15 protein-coding genes are annotated in these 17182 nt (G+C 38.8%); 9 read left to right on the top strand and 6 right to left on the bottom strand.

From position 1 onward, the window contains the following. Positions 1–115: 115 nt before the first annotated feature. From J2Z37_RS14395 to J2Z37_RS14385, 3 genes are read left to right on the top strand one after another with little or no spacing between them, the layout of a single operon-like run. Positions 116–895 carry a phage tail domain-containing protein gene (locus J2Z37_RS14395; protein WP_209810968.1) on the top strand — a complete coding sequence of 260 codons (780 nt, stop codon included), beginning with the start codon at positions 116–118 and terminating at the stop codon, positions 893–895. A gap of 15 nt (positions 896–910) precedes the next feature. Further along, positions 911–3733 carry a phage tail spike protein gene (locus tag J2Z37_RS14390; RefSeq protein ID WP_209810967.1) on the top strand — a complete coding sequence of 941 codons (2823 nt, stop codon included), beginning with the start codon at positions 911–913 and terminating at the stop codon, positions 3731–3733. Between the two features lie 55 nt (positions 3734–3788). Further along, on the top strand, positions 3789–4052 hold the full coding sequence (locus J2Z37_RS14385; protein WP_209810966.1) for a hypothetical protein: 264 nt from the start codon (positions 3789–3791) through the stop codon (positions 4050–4052). Between the two features lie 113 nt (positions 4053–4165). On the opposite strand, the gene J2Z37_RS14380 is transcribed toward J2Z37_RS14385, so the two are convergent. From J2Z37_RS14380 to J2Z37_RS14370, 3 genes are all read right to left on the bottom strand, one after another. After that, positions 4166–4318 carry a hypothetical protein gene (locus tag J2Z37_RS14380; protein WP_209810965.1) on the bottom strand — a complete coding sequence of 51 codons (153 nt, stop codon included), beginning with the start codon at positions 4316–4318 and terminating at the stop codon, positions 4166–4168. A gap of 16 nt (positions 4319–4334) precedes the next feature. Next, entirely contained in the window at positions 4335–4730 is a 396-nt protein-coding gene (locus J2Z37_RS14375; protein WP_209810964.1) for a hypothetical protein, read from the bottom strand. Between the two features lie 499 nt (positions 4731–5229). Then, positions 5230–5577, bottom strand: coding sequence for a YhjD family protein (locus J2Z37_RS14370; protein WP_483413497.1), 348 nt, complete (start codon positions 5575–5577; stop codon positions 5230–5232). 337 nt (positions 5578–5914) lie between these two features. Here J2Z37_RS14370 and J2Z37_RS14365 point away from each other — a divergent pair, with 337 nt between their 5' ends. After that, a complete protein-coding gene (locus J2Z37_RS14365) occupies positions 5915–7492 on the top strand; it encodes a recombinase family protein (protein ID WP_209810962.1) in 1578 nt (525 codons plus the stop codon). Between the two features lie 20 nt (positions 7493–7512). Here J2Z37_RS14365 and J2Z37_RS14360 read toward each other — a convergent pair whose 3' ends face one another. Together J2Z37_RS14360 and J2Z37_RS14355 are read right to left on the bottom strand one after the other, a co-directional pair. Then, positions 7513–7992 carry a trypsin-like peptidase domain-containing protein gene (locus tag J2Z37_RS14360; RefSeq protein ID WP_209810961.1) on the bottom strand — a complete coding sequence of 160 codons (480 nt, stop codon included), beginning with the start codon at positions 7990–7992 and terminating at the stop codon, positions 7513–7515. A 128-nt stretch (positions 7993–8120) separates the two neighbouring features. Next, on the bottom strand, positions 8121–9236 hold the full coding sequence (locus J2Z37_RS14355; RefSeq protein ID WP_209810960.1) for an aminopeptidase: 1116 nt from the start codon (positions 9234–9236) through the stop codon (positions 8121–8123). 193 nt (positions 9237–9429) lie between these two features. On the opposite strand from J2Z37_RS14355, the gene J2Z37_RS14350 reads away from it, so the two are divergent. The 4 genes from J2Z37_RS14350 (at position 9430) to opp4C (ending at position 13585) form a co-directional block, all read left to right on the top strand. Beyond that, positions 9430–9663 (top strand): hypothetical protein, encoded by a 234-nt coding sequence (locus tag J2Z37_RS14350; protein ID WP_209810959.1) that lies wholly within the window; start codon positions 9430–9432, stop codon positions 9661–9663. Between the two features lie 160 nt (positions 9664–9823). Next, entirely contained in the window at positions 9824–11431 is a 1608-nt protein-coding gene (locus J2Z37_RS14345; protein ID WP_209810958.1) for a peptide-binding protein, read from the top strand. Positions 11432–11643: 212 nt separating this feature from the next. Beyond that, positions 11644–12597 carry an ABC transporter permease gene (locus J2Z37_RS14340; RefSeq protein ID WP_209810985.1) on the top strand — a complete coding sequence of 318 codons (954 nt, stop codon included), beginning with the start codon at positions 11644–11646 and terminating at the stop codon, positions 12595–12597. 76 nt (positions 12598–12673) lie between these two features. Next, entirely contained in the window at positions 12674–13585 is a 912-nt protein-coding gene (gene opp4C, locus J2Z37_RS14335) for an oligopeptide ABC transporter permease (RefSeq protein WP_245203811.1), read from the top strand. Positions 13586–13588: 3 nt separating this feature from the next. Here opp4C and J2Z37_RS14330 read toward each other — a convergent pair whose 3' ends face one another. Further along, complete coding sequence (locus J2Z37_RS14330; protein ID WP_342453829.1) at positions 13589–15739, bottom strand: cell division protein FtsA; 2151 nt, start codon at positions 15737–15739, stop codon at positions 13589–13591. Positions 15740–16004: 265 nt separating this feature from the next. Here J2Z37_RS14330 and J2Z37_RS14325 point away from each other — a divergent pair, with 265 nt between their 5' ends. Next, positions 16005–17078: a bifunctional 3-deoxy-7-phosphoheptulonate synthase/chorismate mutase gene (locus J2Z37_RS14325; RefSeq protein ID WP_209810956.1), complete on the top strand. Its 1074-nt coding sequence runs from the start codon at positions 16005–16007 to the stop codon at positions 17076–17078. Positions 17079–17182: the final 104 nt, after the last annotated feature.

Raw genomic sequence — 17182 nt, 5'->3', positions numbered from 1 at the left:
CGTAAGAAATATGTAGTGTCAAAGCCGTGTGCGTAGGTCCGCATGCACGGTTTATTGAGAGGGGTGGGTCAGTAATGACCACCCCTACTCTCTTTTATTGAAAGAAGGTGAAAGAATGGCAATTTTAGAAGCAGATTATTTTTCCTATGCAGGTGAGAAAAGTAGTGATTACGGGATTAGAAATATCATAATTGGCTCTGGATTACAGGAAGAGCCTTTTCTATCGGAGCAGCGGATTAAAGAAGTAAAAATTCGTGGGAACGATAAACCTTACTATATGGGTATTGAACGTTTTCCATTAACATTTCCTATGTCATTTATTTTTGAAGACAATTGGGATGAATCAGAAATTCGTTCTGTTGCTAGATGGTTAAGTGAACAGACCTATTACCAACCATTATTTTTTAGTAATAATATAAATCGAATATTTTACGCATTACCAGTGGAATCCTCACAGTTAATACACAATGGACTCAGGCAGGGCTATGTAACAATGACCTGGAGGTGTGATGCACCTTGGAGTTATTCACCCATTTATGAAACGGTTCATGACTTTTCAAACAATACAACTGAAGGTACAGAATTAATATTTACAAATTACGGAGATATGCCATGTGAACCAGAACTTTTTATTTATAAAGTGGGGATGGGTGACATTTCAATTGTAAATCAAAGTGATGGATCTATGGAGTTTAAATTTTCATCCTTAGCAGATAGTGAAACAGTATATGTTCATAATGAAAACCAGTATATAGAAACAGATCTCCCATTAACCTATCGTTATGAAAATTTTAATAACCAATACCTTTCACTATATCGTGGAGTGAATCGCTTAAAAGTTTATGGGAATTGTCAATTAAAATTCCGCTATAGATTTAGAACTATTCAGGGATAGAAAGGAGGGAATTGTTTGTTAGGGTATATAGATTTAGACAAGCAAATCACTAAACCGGAGTTATTTTTATGTAAACCTAATCGGGCAATTATTGCAAAATTAACTGATGCCTTTGATATTCGACAAACAGTTAAATTAGGGTCGATAAATGAATTGTCATTTTCTTTAGATTATGAAATTGAGATAAACAATCAAATAAAGAGGAATCCATCTGTTGACCTAATTCGGGAACGATATCTCATTAAATTTGTTTTTGGTGAATATGTGGAATGGTACATCATTAGGAAACCATCCGACAACATGGAAGAGGATTCAGATTATAAAAGGGTTAATTGTTTTAGCCTTTGCTATGAATTGGCGGATAAGAAAATCCACAATTATAATGTGGAATCCAAAACTGCAACTCAGGTATTGTCTGAAGCTTTAAATTCAACAATATGGAATATAAATTATGTGGATGCTGATTTTGATTTAAAACTTAGATCCTTTAATATATCAAGTTCAAGTGTCTTAGAATTTATTTTTGATATTGCTGAAACTTTCCAAGCGTTACCTATCTTTGATACTCAAAATAGAAGGATTTCTCTTTATAAGTCTGAAAACATTGGTCAAAATAGGGGATTAAAAATATCCTATGGCCATTATCTAAAAACAATCAATCGGGAAATAGACACTGACGAAATTTGCACTCGCTTAAAAGTATTTGGACGTGACGGATTAACCATTTCAAAATTAAATCCCACTGGAACGTCTTATTTAGAAAACTTCGCCTTCTTCCTTTATCCATTCCAAAGAGATGAAAACTACAATGTTATTCAATCCAGTGACTACATGAGTGATTCACTTGCTCATGCTCTCCTAGACTATGAAGAATTAGTGGAAAGTAAGAGATCTGAATTTGAAAATTTAGTAAGCCAATATGATTCCTTAGAGGCAACGCTTGAAACTAAGGAAAATGAATTGGTACAACTAAATGATGAATTAAACAAAATTGAGGATCAATTATCAACTGCTAATGCCACTGAACAGCCTACCTCTTCTTTAATTTCACAAAAGAATACAAAACTAGATGAAATTAATTTAAAGCAAAGTGAAATAGATAACGTTAAAACGGAAATTGACAATGTAGTAAATCAAATTTCAACTATAAGGAATGCAATTTCAATCGAGAATAATTTTACTCCTGAGCAGATTATTGAACGGAATCAATTTATTGTTGAACAAGAGTTTTTAGATAATAATTGCACAGCAGAAGAAGAGTTGTATAAGGCAGCCCTTAAACGTTTTGATGAAGTGAGGGTTCCTAGAACCATTATCAATCTGGATATCATAAATCTACTTGAAATGGTTACTGAGCAATATAACCACGATAAAATTAATTTGGCAGATATTGTGACGATAAAACATGAGAAATTGAATATTAATGTCGAAGCAAAAATTGTTCAAATTAAATATGATTTCGAAGAAGGAAATATTAGCTTAACCATTGCTAATGTGCAGGATATTTTATCTGACGAGGAACGATTCCTAAGAGATCTATTTAAAACCATTTCAACTTCTTCATCTGTAAATATGGATAAGTTTAAATGGGACAAGGCAGAGGGAAATACGAGTAAAATAAATGAATTGATTAACGGAATCTGGAATGCAAATAAAAGAACGATTCAGGGAGGCGTCAATGAATCAGTTGAAATTAGCAGAAAGGGAATTACCATTACAGATAGCCAAGATCCTAACAATATGGTAATTATGCAGCATGGTATAATTGCTATTTCCAATGACGGTTCAAACACCTGGAAAAATGCTCTGACCTCGCGAGGTTTGGTGGGGGAAAGGGTTTTTGGGAAAATTTTGGCTGGTGTAAACCTAATTATTGATGCCAGTGATAATGAAAATAATAAAACATTTACTGTTGATAGTACAGGAGTAAAAATAAGAGGAACATCATTAACTATTGAAGGTGGGCTTCCTGAAGATCAATTAGATCCTACATTTAAAAATAGCCTAGTTGAATTAAATAAAAATTATAGTAATGGAATTAGAATTGATACCACTGACGGAATTGTTGTTAATCGGAGTGACAATAAAGTTAAAACAACCATGAACGCCACGGAAGGATTCAAAATCCAGTATAATCCTGATGGAGCAAATTGGTTGGATCGTTTCTTAGTTAACAATGAGGGAAAGTTAGTTGCTGAGGAATTACAGGCAAATAAAATTGTTATTAAGAATGATGGGGATGTCCTAATTGATGCAATGTCAAAGACGATTGATTTTAGTAAATTTAATACGATACTTGGGAAATTACAAGCATCTAATATTGAAATAAAAGGAACAACAGTAAAGAATGGAACGAATACTACCTTTGCAGTTGATTCTGATGGGAATGTTACAGTTGCAGGAAATATTTCTATGACAGGTGGATCTATTTCATGGGGGAATGTTTCGGCTCCAGACTATACACAGATTCAAGGTAGTAAACCACCTTCAAATGCTGATAATACGAATAATCAACTTGTGGGAAAAGGATTTACAACTATTGGAAGTAATTACGTTTACACAGGGGAAATAAAAGCTAATCAAATTACAGCAGGTGATTTTACTGCAATAAACTCCATTAAATTAGGAAGTATGAGTAATCCAGATAAGGAAATTACCTTATATTCAAGTGGTGGAGCGGTTTCAAAGATAAGTAGTATTAGCAATGGCAGCTTTCCTGCTTTGTATCTGTCTGCAAGTGAGGTATTCCTTGGTGATCAGGTGTATGTTGGAAACCCATTTGGTTCGTATTCGAGGGTATTAACAGAAGGTGATAGTGTAGTTGCAAAGTTTGGATAAAGGGATGCAATCCATTTTATGTGGATGTGTCCTTTTTTATTTGGAGGAAATTTAAATGACAGACGTATGGAAATTAGATAACGAATATTATTGTTTGTATACAGAGAATAAGGACATCATGAAAAGTATTCGAAGATATTACAACGATTTTGAAATCATGGCTGAATATTGGAAGTTTGGTAAGTTAAAAGGGATGCAATACAAGGTGCCGATTAAAAGAAAACGTTCGGCATTCCATCTTGCGAAAAAAGGTGTGTATTTGGTACAAAATGAGGAAGAAAACCACAGAATAAAGGAAGAAAAAACAGTGGTAATATGAATGTAGTGTAATCACATCATTTGGGTTTAAAATGGCTTATAATGTGAAAAACGAACAACAGAGGGCATATCATTTGGCTTAATCGCTGAGTGGTATGCCCTTTTTTTTTTGTTTTATTTAAAGAATTTACCCAGCAATCTACCCATGAACTTTCCAACAATTCTTTTGCCAATACGTTTGCCTATAGTTCCCCTTCTAACAGCGTTGATATCCCCAAGGAGTTTAGCGGTTCCATAAAGTAAAGTCCTAATTTTACTAATGCTCATCATTAACCCTCCAATTTTAATTTCCTGCAAATTGTTTATCTAAATAACTCTTACCCTCTTCTATAACTCTGTCAACAATACTATCAATCTCTTCTTGCGCTTGCTGGAACTCTGGAGTATTTGTAGCATTATTTATTTTTTCATCATAATATCTTTGCAATTCTGCTTCTATGTAGTCTTCCTTTTCTGCAATAATATTTGATGTTTTAATTTGTACTGCGTTACTTACATCCTCTTGCATACGATCCACCAATTGATAAACCTTTTCGGCTTTCTTGTTAGTTAATCTTGTATTTGCATCTCCAATAACCTGTGTAATCCAATCGCTTGCTGCACTTCCTACGACTGTACCAAATCCAAAAATTACTGTAACAACACCTGCGACAACTAATACTTTTGTAGACTTTTTCATTTGTATAATCTCCTATTATATTATTAATTTTTAATATTTTGGTTTTAGGACGTAGATTTCATTTTTAACCTATCACCGCAACACTTTAGAACAGATAAATAACAAGATACCAGCAAAGAATACTCCTCGTCAGAGATATGTTGCATATGGCAAACCTTGTTTCTGACTTTATTTAAACGAGTTAGTTCTTCAAGTTGGTAATCTGTAAATGCTGCGTTTAAAGAAGAGAATTTCCTTATGATGTGGATTAATTCGATGTAGCGACAATTGGGGAGATTAATCTTGAGGATAGATGGACGATGATACCAATATAGACCATGTTGCTTGGTAAATGTCTCATCAATGTACTCTCGAAGCATTGTTTCAATGGTGTAGAGTAAACGGTAGGCTTGGCACATTTTTTCGATATTTAGTTTTGTGGACATTAGTAGGATATCCCCTTTCGATTATTATTTATTTCACCATAATTGATTCGACATAATTCTAATAATTCCTTCATTTATTTTAAATATTCTTTCATCATTTTTTCTACCTCAGATTTGATTTTATCGAATGATGGGTTGAATAAATGGTGGAAATTTTTAAAAGTATACTTAACTTCAATGCCAGAATCAGTTTGATTCTCTGAATAAATCCTTATACCGTACTGTCTTAATAATTTTTTATTTTGGATGATATCTTGTTCAATCTTTTTAATTGCTTGATTCATTAAATCTATATAGGGTGATTTAAACTTTACACCGGATTGTTCAATGACCTTCTTATCACGTTCCAAGATAGTGAGTAGAAAAGGACGTAAGATGTGATTTAGGATAGATTTCTGTTCCTGTTCGGATGGAAATTGCATAGGTGATGCTCCTTAGCATGTAGGAATGTTTGTTCTTATTATACATAATAATAATCGTTTATAAAAGATCTGCTCATTAATTCGAGTGGGTCTTTTTTGTTGTAGGACAAATTAGATGCTTCATATACATAAAAAAAATATATGGGGAGTGGGGAAATGAGAAAACGGGTAGAACCAAAGGTTAATGTAAAACGTGTATTTTTAAATCAATTTAAATTAGAAGATTATTTAGAGCAGCAATTACTTGTTTTGTTAAATAAGAGGTAATTGTCCACTATACCCATTGAAACGCCTTAGGTAATATGGTAAAAATTATTAAAGGGAGGTGCTTTTTGTATTGAAGGCATGTATATATGCAAGAAAATCAACTAGTAAATTTGGTCAAAAAGAAACTATTGAAAATCAAATTGAAACTTGCCGTACCGAAGCAAAAAAATTAGAACTTGATGTTGTTGATACCAAAGTGGATACTGGAACTGGTCGAGATGACTTAAATAGACCAGAAGTAAAGGAATTAATTAATGACGCTCTTAGTGGTAAATATCAATGTATAATAATGAAAGGTGTAAGTCGCTTTTATCGTGATACTGAAAAAGGGTTGGGTTTAATTAAATTATTAGACCGTCATAATGTAAGGGTTATCACAGTTGAAGAAGGTTTTGATTCCATGGAGCAAAGAACAGGTACGGGTAAATTAGATACCTCACGTATTACAATGTATCTGATGTTTTCTGAAATGGAATCCAAGAAAATTGCCGATCGTGTAAAATACACCCAACTTGAAAAGGCAAGAAAGGGTGAGTGGAATATTGCACCCAATCCTCCATATGGATATAAATATGATAGTAATTCAAAGAAACTTGTAATAGACGAAGCAAAGGCAGAAGTTGTGAAAGAGATATTCACCCTGTATGAGCAAGGAACAGGTTTTAGAAATATAGCTATACATCTCAACGAAAAAGGCATTCCGTCTCCTGGGGGTAAAGATTGGAGGGGGAGAAGAATCCAATATATCATTTCAAATAGAACTTATGCTGGTGATGTTATATTTAACATGGAAAGTAAAAAGGAATTACCATATAAAAAACCAGAAAGATATAATAAAACTAGAGAGGATACTTTTGTTGGACAAGAACCTAATGACGAGTCAAAATGGGTAGTTAAGGAAAATGCTCATGAAGCAATCATTAGCAGGGAGTTGTTTAATAAGGTAAATGGACTAAGAGATATTAAGTCCAGAAATAGAGGTATTAAACAGGAGTATGCTTTATTATCTGGTCTTATTAAATGTGCTAAATGTGGAAAAGGTATGACCGTAAAACGGAGAGAAGGATATGAACCAAGATATTATTGCTTAACTTATCAACAAAAAGGAAAGAAGTATTGTGACAATGGAAATATAAGAATGGATACTGTTGAATCTCATATTTTAGGTGATCTAATGGAGTTATATCAACATGAGGAAATATTAGATCAACTTATTCAAAAATATTCATCATCAATAGCTGTGAGTGGGAATAATTCACAGAAAGAAATCAATACACTTGAGAAAAAAATTAATGCCTTAACAGACAAAATGGACAAGTTGTTGGAAAAAAATATTGATGGTGATATTACGGATCAGCAATTTAAAAATTTGAATACTAAATACGCAAATGAACTAAATATTTTGACTGAAAAGTTAATTCTCTCCAAACAGAAAAACTCAACCCAAATTTCCAGTAAGGAGAGAATTGAAAAATTCAAGAAACATCTTCATGAAATAATCGACATCAAAAACAAAGATATTGAAGAGAAGCGTCTTATTTTAATCAAACTTATTGACAAGGTTGAAGTATTATTTTATAAAGATACTAAAGAATATGATATTACCATTTATTACACCTTTCAGAATCCGCAATCAGAGCAGAATTAACTTCTGCTATATTTTATTTTTTAAATGTTCCAATGTGTTTCTGTGGGATTTCCTACCGAGATCACGAATTCACCTACTCTGCTCGCTTCGGATGAGCCAACAGGAAGGGGTTTTAGCGGTCTTTTGGTGGGGATTTGCAAGACTGCCAAATCTCTTTTTTCATCAGACCAAACCACTTTTGCCTGCCGTTGCTCGCCACTGTATAATTTTACGTAAATTTGCTCGGCACTGTGAACCACATGTTCACTTGTTAAAATATACCCATTCGGATGGATGATGAATCCTGTTCCAAAGCTTTTTGTTGAACTTAAAGAATTCTCCGTTTGCGGGAAAAGAAAGGAAAAAAGAAAATCGCTTTGTCGGCTGCTGTTTGATTTATCTTTAGTTTCTATAGAAATCACACTATGTTTCGCCCTTTCCACAATCGGAACGAAATAGTTTCCAGGGTGATCACAAGCGGCACCTGAAAGCTTTCGGTACAACATTTGTTTTTTCTTCAAGATGCCTGGCCTCCTTCGTCGATGTTCATCAATGACTAGTGGGTTCTTCGTATAATATATGAACAGACAAGGGAGGCTGCTTGTAATTTGGGCGGGTACAAATATCTAAAGTTGCTTTACCATTTCTCTTACTTCAAATTCTCCGGGTTCAACGCTTCCAGCTCGGGCACCACAAAACGTCCATCTTTTCGCACCAGTACATCATCAAAATAGAGCTCTCCGCCGCCAAATTCCGGCCGTTGGATCAACACCATATCCCAGTGGATGGCCGATTGATTGCCGTTATAGGCTTCATCATAACATTGACCAGGTGTAAAGTGGATGCTTCCGTGAATCTTTTCGTCGAAGAGAATATCGCCAAAAGCATTCTCAATAAAGGGATTTACTCCGATTGCAAATTCCCCGATGTAGCGTGCTCCTTCATCCGTATCAAAAATTTTATTAATCCGCTCGGTGTCGTTTGCGGTGGCTTCTACAATTTTCCCGTTTTCAAAGCGCAATTTTACATTTTCATAGACAAACCCGTTATAAGGGCTAGGGGTATTATAGGAGATGACGCCATTTACAGAATCGCGAACGGGCGCGGTGTACACTTCTCCATCGGGAATATTTAGTTGGCCATCACACTTAATGGCAGGGATCCCCTTAATAGAAAAGGTCAAATCCGTATCCCCTCCGGTTAATCTGACGCGGTCTGTTTTCTCCATCAATGCTACCAAGGCATCCATCGCTTTGGACATCTTTCCATAATCCATCGTACAGACATCGAAATAGAAATCTTCGAAAGCCGTTGTACTCATTTTGGAAAGCTGAGCCATGGCCGGATTTGGATAACGCAGGACAACCCATTTGGTCTTCTTCACGCGAATCGAAGAATGGACCTTGTGATTATAGAGTTTGTTGTACAACTTCATGTTTTCCTCAGGGACATCAGAGGTTTCATAAATGTTGTGTCCACCACGGACGCCGATATAAGCCTGCATCATCTCCATCTGTTTTGCATCGAATTCCGCCCAGGACTTGATTTGCTCTTCCGTTGCATCTAATAGCAATTCCCTCGTGACCTGATGGTCTCGCAGGTTTACAAAGGGGTGACCGCCGGCTTGATGGACCTGACGAACAAGGGCTTTAACCAATGCATTATCAATGCCAAATGCCTCAATCAGTACATTTTCCCCTTTTTGCACCTTTGTAGAATAGTTGACTAGCACATCTGCTAATTTTTCAATCCGTGAATCGATCATCGAGCAGGCCTCCTCTATATTTTTCGCTTTAAGTATATCTGATTTCCTGGTCAAGTTTCAAAATCCCACCATTTTTTCAGGACTTTTTGCTTTCAAAGTAATTATTTTTAGAAAATTTAGTTTGGATGTAAAAAAAGTTGGCAATAATGAGGTCTATAGCTGCAATACCTTAATTCGTACGAGGAGGTCTATTATGGAAAATGCAGATCGGTTAATTGATGGTGGAACTACTCATGTTTTCTCCATTCATGTAGGACAAACCTTTCGACCTTATTCTTGGAAAGCGAGTGCGGATATGGATTTTCGCTCTGAATGTCTATACTGTGATTCCGAAGTTTTAAAGGGATATATCGTGGAAGATGAATTTGGAAATGTGGGAAGGATTGCCACTTGTCCAGATTGTGAACGAGTCAATGCAAAATATTAAAGCTAGGACCTCCCTACGGGGGTTTTTGTTTTCCGTTCGTTTTTTTTTCTTCTATATGAGGAAAAGATAGGGTGGAAGGCCCTAAAGGACAACTTATGGTTTGTATATGTGGGGCAAATCGACGTTGAACACAAACCGATAGAAGAAGGAGTTTTGGTTGATGAAACGAATGAATCCTTTTTTTCCTATCCTCATCCTTCTATTTTTGATGGTTCTTGTGGTCCATGAGCAGGCCTACCCAACATCAGTCCATGGGGCATCAAGGAAAGGATCTCCTGATCATTTGGTGATCGGTACAATCGGATCCCCCTCACTTTTCAACCCCTATTTTTCTGCAGATTCAGCAAGCTCTCAAATTGAATCTTTGTTGTTTAACGGCCTGGTTACCTTTGATGAAAAATTAAAACCGCAACCCGATCTGGCTCAAAGCTGGGATGTTTCGGAGGATGGGTACAATTGGACCTTTCACCTAAAAAAAGGGGTCAAGTTTCACGACGGAGTCGAATTCACAGCAGACGATGTTGTGTTTTCTTATATGATTCCGAAAAAGCCGGGATATGCTGGGCCCAGGGGCTCTGATTTTGAACAGATTAAGTCAATCCGTGCCATTGACCGTTACACTGTTCAGTTCACCTTAAAAGAGCCCTATGCACCATTCTTAAGCGTCTGTGCATACGCCATCTTACCCCGTCACTTATTAAAAGATGTCCCCGCCGAAAAACTTGCCGAGGATCCGTTTAATACAAAATCTCCAATTGGAACGGGTCCCTATGTGTTTAAGAAATGGAAGGATGGACAATTCATTCAGATGGATGCCTATGACGGGTTCCATTTGGGAAAGCCTGCCATTCAGCATGTGTATTTCCGCATTGTCCCTGACCAGAATGCCCAATTGATTCAACTCCAGGCAGGGGGGATCGATATGATGGGAATACCAGCAACAGACCTCGCTGTTGGACGGTTGTTTGAAGAGCAAGGGAAAATCAAGTTGGTTTCGCAGCCCTCTTTGGCGTATACCTATATCGGATACAACCTGCAAAATCCGTTGTTTCAGGATCAAAAGGTTCGCCAAGCATTGACATATGCAATTAATCGACAGCAGATTGTGGATATTGTCTTGGAAGGACAGGGGCAAGTGGCACATACCCATGGCTCACCATTAAGTTGGGCCTTTAGTGAGGATTTGCTAAAGTACGAATTTAATCCGGTAAAAGCCAAGCAACTGTTAGCTGAAGCAGGATGGACAGATTCGGACGGAGATGGGGTTTTGGAGAAGGATGGCAAGGAATTTTCGTTTGTCCTAATGACAAACCAGGGAAATAAGACCAGGGAAATGGTCTCGCAAATTGTTCAGGAACAATGGGCGGAGATTGGTGTAGAGGCCAAGCCCAGGCTTATGGAATGGAGCGCCTTCGTCAACGATTATGTGGATACAAAAAAGTTTGAGGCGATCATTCTTGGTTGGTCTTTAGGTGTTGATCCAGATCCAACGGCGATTTGGCATAGTAAAGAGATTGCTTCCGGGTTGAATTTTATTTCCTATCGAAATGAGAAAGTGGATCGGCTGCTTGAGAAAAATGTCCGGGAACTGAACCAGGACAAAAGAAAAGAAATCTTAATTCAATTTCAGAGAATCATTGCTGAGGAGCAGCCTTATACTTTTTTGTATTATACAAATGAAATCAGGGCCTATCCGCCGACCTTGGTGGGGATGACCAAGCATCCGGCCGGGGCTTTGGATCAAATCTATCGTTGGACCTATGAATAAGAAATCTTCATATCGTATATCGGGGGTCAGACCCTTGTCAAAATTTGTCGAATAAATATTCCTATATAAAACTTATAGGGGTTATGGTTACTTAACTAATTCGACAAATTTTGACAAGGGTCTGACCCCTTTTTTTTCTTTTCTTCTATTCTTGTCCACTTCTTCATAGGATGGAAAAGAAGAAACTTGAGAGCAAAGGAGAAGTCGAGAAGGTGCAAGCTTATATATTAAAAAGATTGCTGCAGGCCATTCCATTGCTATTCGGGATTACTCTTGTCTCCTTTTTTATGATGTATTTATCCCCAGGTGGGCCTACGGATTTGGCGATGGATCCGAAGATTAAACCGGAAGACCGGGAGAAAATGATGGCCGCCCTAGGGCTGGACCAGCCTCCCTGGGTTCAATATCTTAATTGGCTCTTTCACTTTATCCAAGGAGATTGGGGGACATCCTTCATTCGCAAAGTCCCTGTAATGGATCTTATTTGGGAGCGGCTTCCCCAGACCCTATTGTTAATGGGCACTTCTTTTTGCTTTGCAGCTTTATTATCCATTCCCATCGGGATTTTGGCCGCCAAAAAGAAGAATAGCTGGGTTGATTACACCTCCACATTTTTTGCCTTTTTAGGACTAGCAACCCCCAATTTTTGGTTGGGACTTTTGTTGGTCATGTTATTTTCTGTTTACTGGAATATCTTCCCGGCTGGTGGGATTGCTAGTTTTTTATCGACAGACTCAGGTGCTTTAGATCAACTCAAACACTTGATTCTTCCTGCGATCACGCTTGGTACAGCTGACCTAGCAGGCTTAACACGCTATACCAGGGCCAGTATGTTGGAAGTCCTTGGACAAAATTATATGCAAACAGCACGGGCAAAAGGGATGCGGGAATGGGTGGTTGTCTATAAACATGGATTAAGAAACGGTCTGATTCCTGTGATTACGGTATTTGGCTTAAGTTTACCTTCTTTTTTTGGCGGGGCGGTGATAGTGGAGAAGATTTTTTCTTATCCAGGGATCGGATTGCTTTTCTTGGACGCCGTTTTTCAAAGGGATTATCCGGTGATCATGGCGATTACAACTTTTTCCGCCATGTTGGTTGTCCTTGGGAACCTGTTGGCCGACATTCTTTACGCCGTCCTGGACCCTCGAATCGATTATAAGTAAACCATATGGTTTGTGAGTAGAAAGCAAAGCAAATTAGCGTGGTCCACAAACCACAGAGGAAGGGGGAGGGAAGAAGTTGGAGAAAATTCCTTTTCATGCGTTTGTTCATGAATCAACCCGAAAAGATCGAAGCGATCAAAGCTTTTTAAAGATCACGATCAAACGATTTTGTATGAATAAATTAGCTGTTATTGGGTTTTTAGCATTGGTGGTGATTATCTTCGGCTCTCTTTTTGCTCCTTTTCTTGTTTCTCATAATCCAGCTGCCCAGAACTTAATGGAGAGGCTTCAACCCCCATCATCTATGCATTGGTTCGGTACAGATGAATATGGACGGGATATCTTTAGTAGGGTATTTTATGGAGCCCGGGTTTCTTTGTTAGTTGGTTTCGCTTCGGTTTTAGGTGGGATCTTTGTCGGGACAATGATTGGAGCAATGGCCGGCTTTTACGGGGGATGGGTGGATAATATATTGATGCGGATGGTTGATTTAGTGAATGCTTTCCCATCCATCTTTTTGCTGATTACCATTGTCACCTTGCTGGAGCCCAGCCTCACGAATATCGTCATCGTTTTTATTTTACTTGGTTGGACAGGAACGGCTAGGCTAGTCCGCGGTGAATTTCTGAAAATTAGACAGGAGGAATATATTTGGGCTGCCAAGAGTATAGGGATGTCTAATCTGCGCATTATGTTATTTCATATGCTTCCTAATGCCATTGGTCCGATCATTGTCGCGGCAACACTTGGGGTGGGTGGGGTGATTTTAGCGGAGTCCGGTTTAAGCTTTCTTGGGCTTGGAATCCAGCCGCCTACACCGAGTTGGGGGAATATGCTACAAGGGGCCCAAAGTCTGTCCATTATGGTGATGGCGCCATGGTACCCCTTTTTTCCAGGTCTGATGATCCTTATAACCGTTCTTGCTTTTAATTTTGTTGGGGATGGCTTGCGAGATGCAATGGACCCCAAACTGGATGGAAGAAGGTAATGATTATTCCCAGATTAATTCTAGTTGATCACCTTCTTTTAGTTCACTATGAAAATGAGCGGGTTCTCCATTGATGCACGTTTTCATCTGGGTTGAGGGTCCCGGTTTACCAAGATCGATATCAATATATCGAAACACATCACTAAAGATGGGGGTGACAGGCGGACTCGCCTTAAATTCAATGGAATCTCCATCTTCTATTAACTGTTCAGGAACAGCCGGGTTCCCATTGACGAACAGCTCTGTTTTGATAATCGGTAATTGCAGCGGCATCCCGTTAAAGGTAACGTTCATGGAAAGGGAAACGAGCTCCTCTTCGGAAAGTAACGAAGAAAGGGTAGGCTTTTCCATCATCGAGATCTCTTCTACCGTGATGCGGTCATTCTGGGAAACGGAACTTATTAGCGACGCCTCTTTATCATTCACGTACAGTTTGGCTTTTCTTAGGATGGCCGTTTTTCCCCGCTGGTTAAGTGTATATGAGAGTTTCACCGTTTCAAGCAAATTGGTGCGTCTTGCTGCAATGATAATTTCTTGTACAGTCCTCGGCAGGCGGATTTGAATCCGGTCCCGATCCTGTATCTTTTCAGTCATTTCACAGGGTTGCTCGTTACGTTCAAAGAGCGGTGGCAATGAATAAAGCTGTTCGTTGATATAGACATCCAATGTACCTATATCCTCGATTAAATCGCGTACAAGCACATCTGGTGATGTGCCATCCCGTCCTGCTTCAACAGTGATCACATCATTGTTTTTTACCACCGTGTCAAAGTGGGCGGGTAGGCCGTTTACCATAATATGAGGGGCCTCTCCCAAGGTGCCGGGAAGAAATTTAAGCTTTCCGTTGACATGAACAGAAATGGCCATTCCTGGTTTGCCGTAAAGCTTCTTTATATTTATTCCAGCATGCAGCATGACATCGCCCACTTGGATCTTTTTCAAGTCAAAAATCCGTACTTCCTCATCATTCAGTGATACCGTCAAATATTTAATTGGATGACTTTGTGCGGCAACAGCGATTCCAATGGGTGTAACAAATTCTGGTCCCTTTAACGAATCGTTAAGCACCAAGTTTTTAATCGCATCCGCCCCTCTTACCGCCACTCTAGTTGCAGGCAATTGGAGTTTCTGGGCAAGGACCTCAGGTAAGGTTGGCGTAAGGCTCCCACCCCCGATTAACATGACGGCCTGCGGGGAAGATCCGTTCAGCTCAAAAATTTTGTGAGAGATCTTTTCTGCTAGATGCTCAATATCCGGGCTGATCCGCTTTACCATTTCTTCCACAGAAGAGGTGTATTCCATCCCCAAAATGTCCGTGAATGTCACCGGCTGATCTGTTTGAAGCTGTCTTTTTATATGTTCGGCATCTTGAAAGTCTAACAGGTAGGCCTGGCTTAGGGCTTCTGTGATTTCGTCGCCAGCTACGGGAACCATGCCATAGGCAGTAATTGTTCCTTCGGCCGTTAATGCAATGTCGGATGTCCCTGCTCCAATATCAACTAAGGCGATATTCAGTTTGCGCATGGAAGAAGGGATCAGGATGTTGATCGCGGCTATAGGTTCCAGGGTCAAAGTGTTCATTTGCAAATCGGCCCGTTTTAAAGCGGTCATTAAGGAATCCACAACGATTCGCGGCAAAAAGGTGGCAATAATTTCTACATTGGCTATAGAACCCCTTTGATCAATCAGGTTCCCAATCATCTCACCGTCTAAGTAATAGTTGATCACACTATATCCAACACAATAATAATGGTGGAATTCTGTTTCCGAATGATGTTCTGCCAGTTGTTTTTGTGCTTCTTGAATGGCAGAGAGTTCAAGACTTAGAACATCGTCTTTGTTCAGTAAGGACTTTCCCGGGGTTGCATGTTCGAGACTTAAGCGGATTGTTTTCAACGATCTCCCCGCTGCCGCAACTGAAACCTGTTTTAAGGGTCCATTCCGATCCTCTAGACGGCTTTTTACCGTTCTAATCACTTGGGATACTTCCAAAACATCGTGAATTTGGCCGTCCAGCATGGAACGCTCGTCGTGTTCGGCTATTTCAAAATCGATTACAGCAAAAACGTCCTCTTGCTGCTTTAATAGAACACCGACAACACTCCGTGTACCGATGTCCAAAGAAAATATTAGGTCGCTTGGTTTTTCTGACACAGATGACAACCCCTTTAGACTAAAAAACGCTTAACTTCTATATTTAATCATTTCGTCAAATTTCAACAAATTCCTCTTTCTAAATCGGGTAGGATAAAATAGTATCAAAATCGTGTCGAAAAAAAATATTTTTACGCTTTTAAGCGTTGCAGTATCAACGTTGTAAGCCTTTTCAGAGGTGGAATTGTTAACTTCTTGGTACTGACAAAAAATTAAGAATAAGTTATAATACCAGGTAATCAAGCAAATACAAAGGGGTGGAGAAATGAGTAACTTAGAACAAATGCGTGCAGAGTTACAGGAATTAAATCTTCAACTATTGGATTTAATGAACCAGAGGGCAGCTCTTTCAAAAGCGATCGGAGAGGTGAAACGGAAGCAGGGAACGAACAAGTTTGACCCGGAATTTGAGCGCCACATGTTAAATCAGATCGCCGAACACAACCATGGTCCATTTGAGGACAGTACTGTTCAGCATTTATTCAAACAAATTTTCAAGGCGTGTTTGGATCTTCAACAAGACAGCAGTAAGAAATTATTGTTAGTTAGCCGCAAGAAAAAAGCGGAAGATACAGTTGTGCAAATTGGAGATGTAAAGGTTGGGGTTGCTGGACATCCTTTAATGATTGCTGGACCATGTTCTGTGGAAAGTCTTGAGCAAGTTCGCGAAGTAGCCAAAGCGTTGAAGGAGCAAGGAATTGGAGTGCTTCGCGGAGGAGCATTCAAGCCTAGAACATCTCCTTATGACTTCCAGGGTCTTGGGGTTGAAGGGTTAGAGATTCTTCGCCAAGTCGGGGATGAGTTTGGATTGAAAGTAATTAGTGAGATTGTCAATCCATCAGATATTGAAATGGCAACAAAATACGTTGATGTCATTCAAATTGGCGCCAGAAATATGCAAAACTTCGAACTACTAAAAGCGGCTGGACGTGTGAACACCCCTGTTCTTTTGAAGCGCGGATTGTCTGCAACGATTGAGGAATTCATCTATGCAGCGGAATATATTTTGTCTAACGGAAATACCAATGTAATGCTTTGTGAACGTGGGATCCGTACGTATGAAAAGGCTACACGGAATACCCTTGATATTTCTGCGGTTCCAATTCTTAAGCAGGAAACTCACTTGCCAGTATTTGTCGATGTTACTCATTCTACAGGCCGTCGTGACCTCTTATTGCCAACCGCACGTGCTGCAGTGGCCATCGGTGCTGACGGGGTAATGGTTGAGGTGCATCCAGATCCGGAAACAGCTTTATCCGATGCGAAGCAGCAATTAAGCATCCCTCAATTCAACGAATTTATGTCCGAACTACGGGCAACCAAATTGTCCCAAATCTAGGACTTTTGTTCGCCAAAAGCCTTCCAGTGAATGTAATGTTCACGGAAGGCTTTTTTGTATGTATAAGGCAATGAATGTGAAAACTAAAAGAACCTATTATATAT

Source organism: Ammoniphilus resinae, from assembly GCF_017873965.1.
Taxonomy (GTDB): domain Bacteria; phylum Bacillota; class Bacilli; order Aneurinibacillales; family RAOX-1; genus Ammoniphilus_A; species Ammoniphilus_A resinae.
This window is presented reverse-complemented; position numbering and strand designations above follow the sequence as displayed.

Excerpts from the sequence above, each read along its gene's own strand:
- J2Z37_RS14325 (WP_209810956.1), top strand. The coding sequence starts at position 16,005 with ATGAGTAACTTAGAACAAATGCGTGCAGAGTTACAGGAATTAAATCTT.
- J2Z37_RS14380 (WP_209810965.1), bottom strand. The coding sequence starts at position 4,318 with ATGAGCATTAGTAAAATTAGGACTTTACTTTATGGAACCGCTAAACTC.
- J2Z37_RS14345 (WP_209810958.1), top strand. The coding sequence starts at position 9,824 with ATGAAACGAATGAATCCTTTTTTTCCTATCCTCATCCTTCTATTTTTG.
- J2Z37_RS14350 (WP_209810959.1), top strand. The coding sequence starts at position 9,430 with ATGGAAAATGCAGATCGGTTAATTGATGGTGGAACTACTCATGTTTTC.
- J2Z37_RS14385 (WP_209810966.1), top strand. The coding sequence starts at position 3,789 with ATGACAGACGTATGGAAATTAGATAACGAATATTATTGTTTGTATACA.
- J2Z37_RS14395 (WP_209810968.1), top strand. The coding sequence starts at position 116 with ATGGCAATTTTAGAAGCAGATTATTTTTCCTATGCAGGTGAGAAAAGT.
- J2Z37_RS14355 (WP_209810960.1), bottom strand. The coding sequence starts at position 9,236 with ATGATCGATTCACGGATTGAAAAATTAGCAGATGTGCTAGTCAACTAT.
- J2Z37_RS14370 (WP_483413497.1), bottom strand. The coding sequence starts at position 5,577 with ATGCAATTTCCATCCGAACAGGAACAGAAATCTATCCTAAATCACATC.
- J2Z37_RS14375 (WP_209810964.1), bottom strand. The coding sequence starts at position 4,730 with ATGAAAAAGTCTACAAAAGTATTAGTTGTCGCAGGTGTTGTTACAGTA.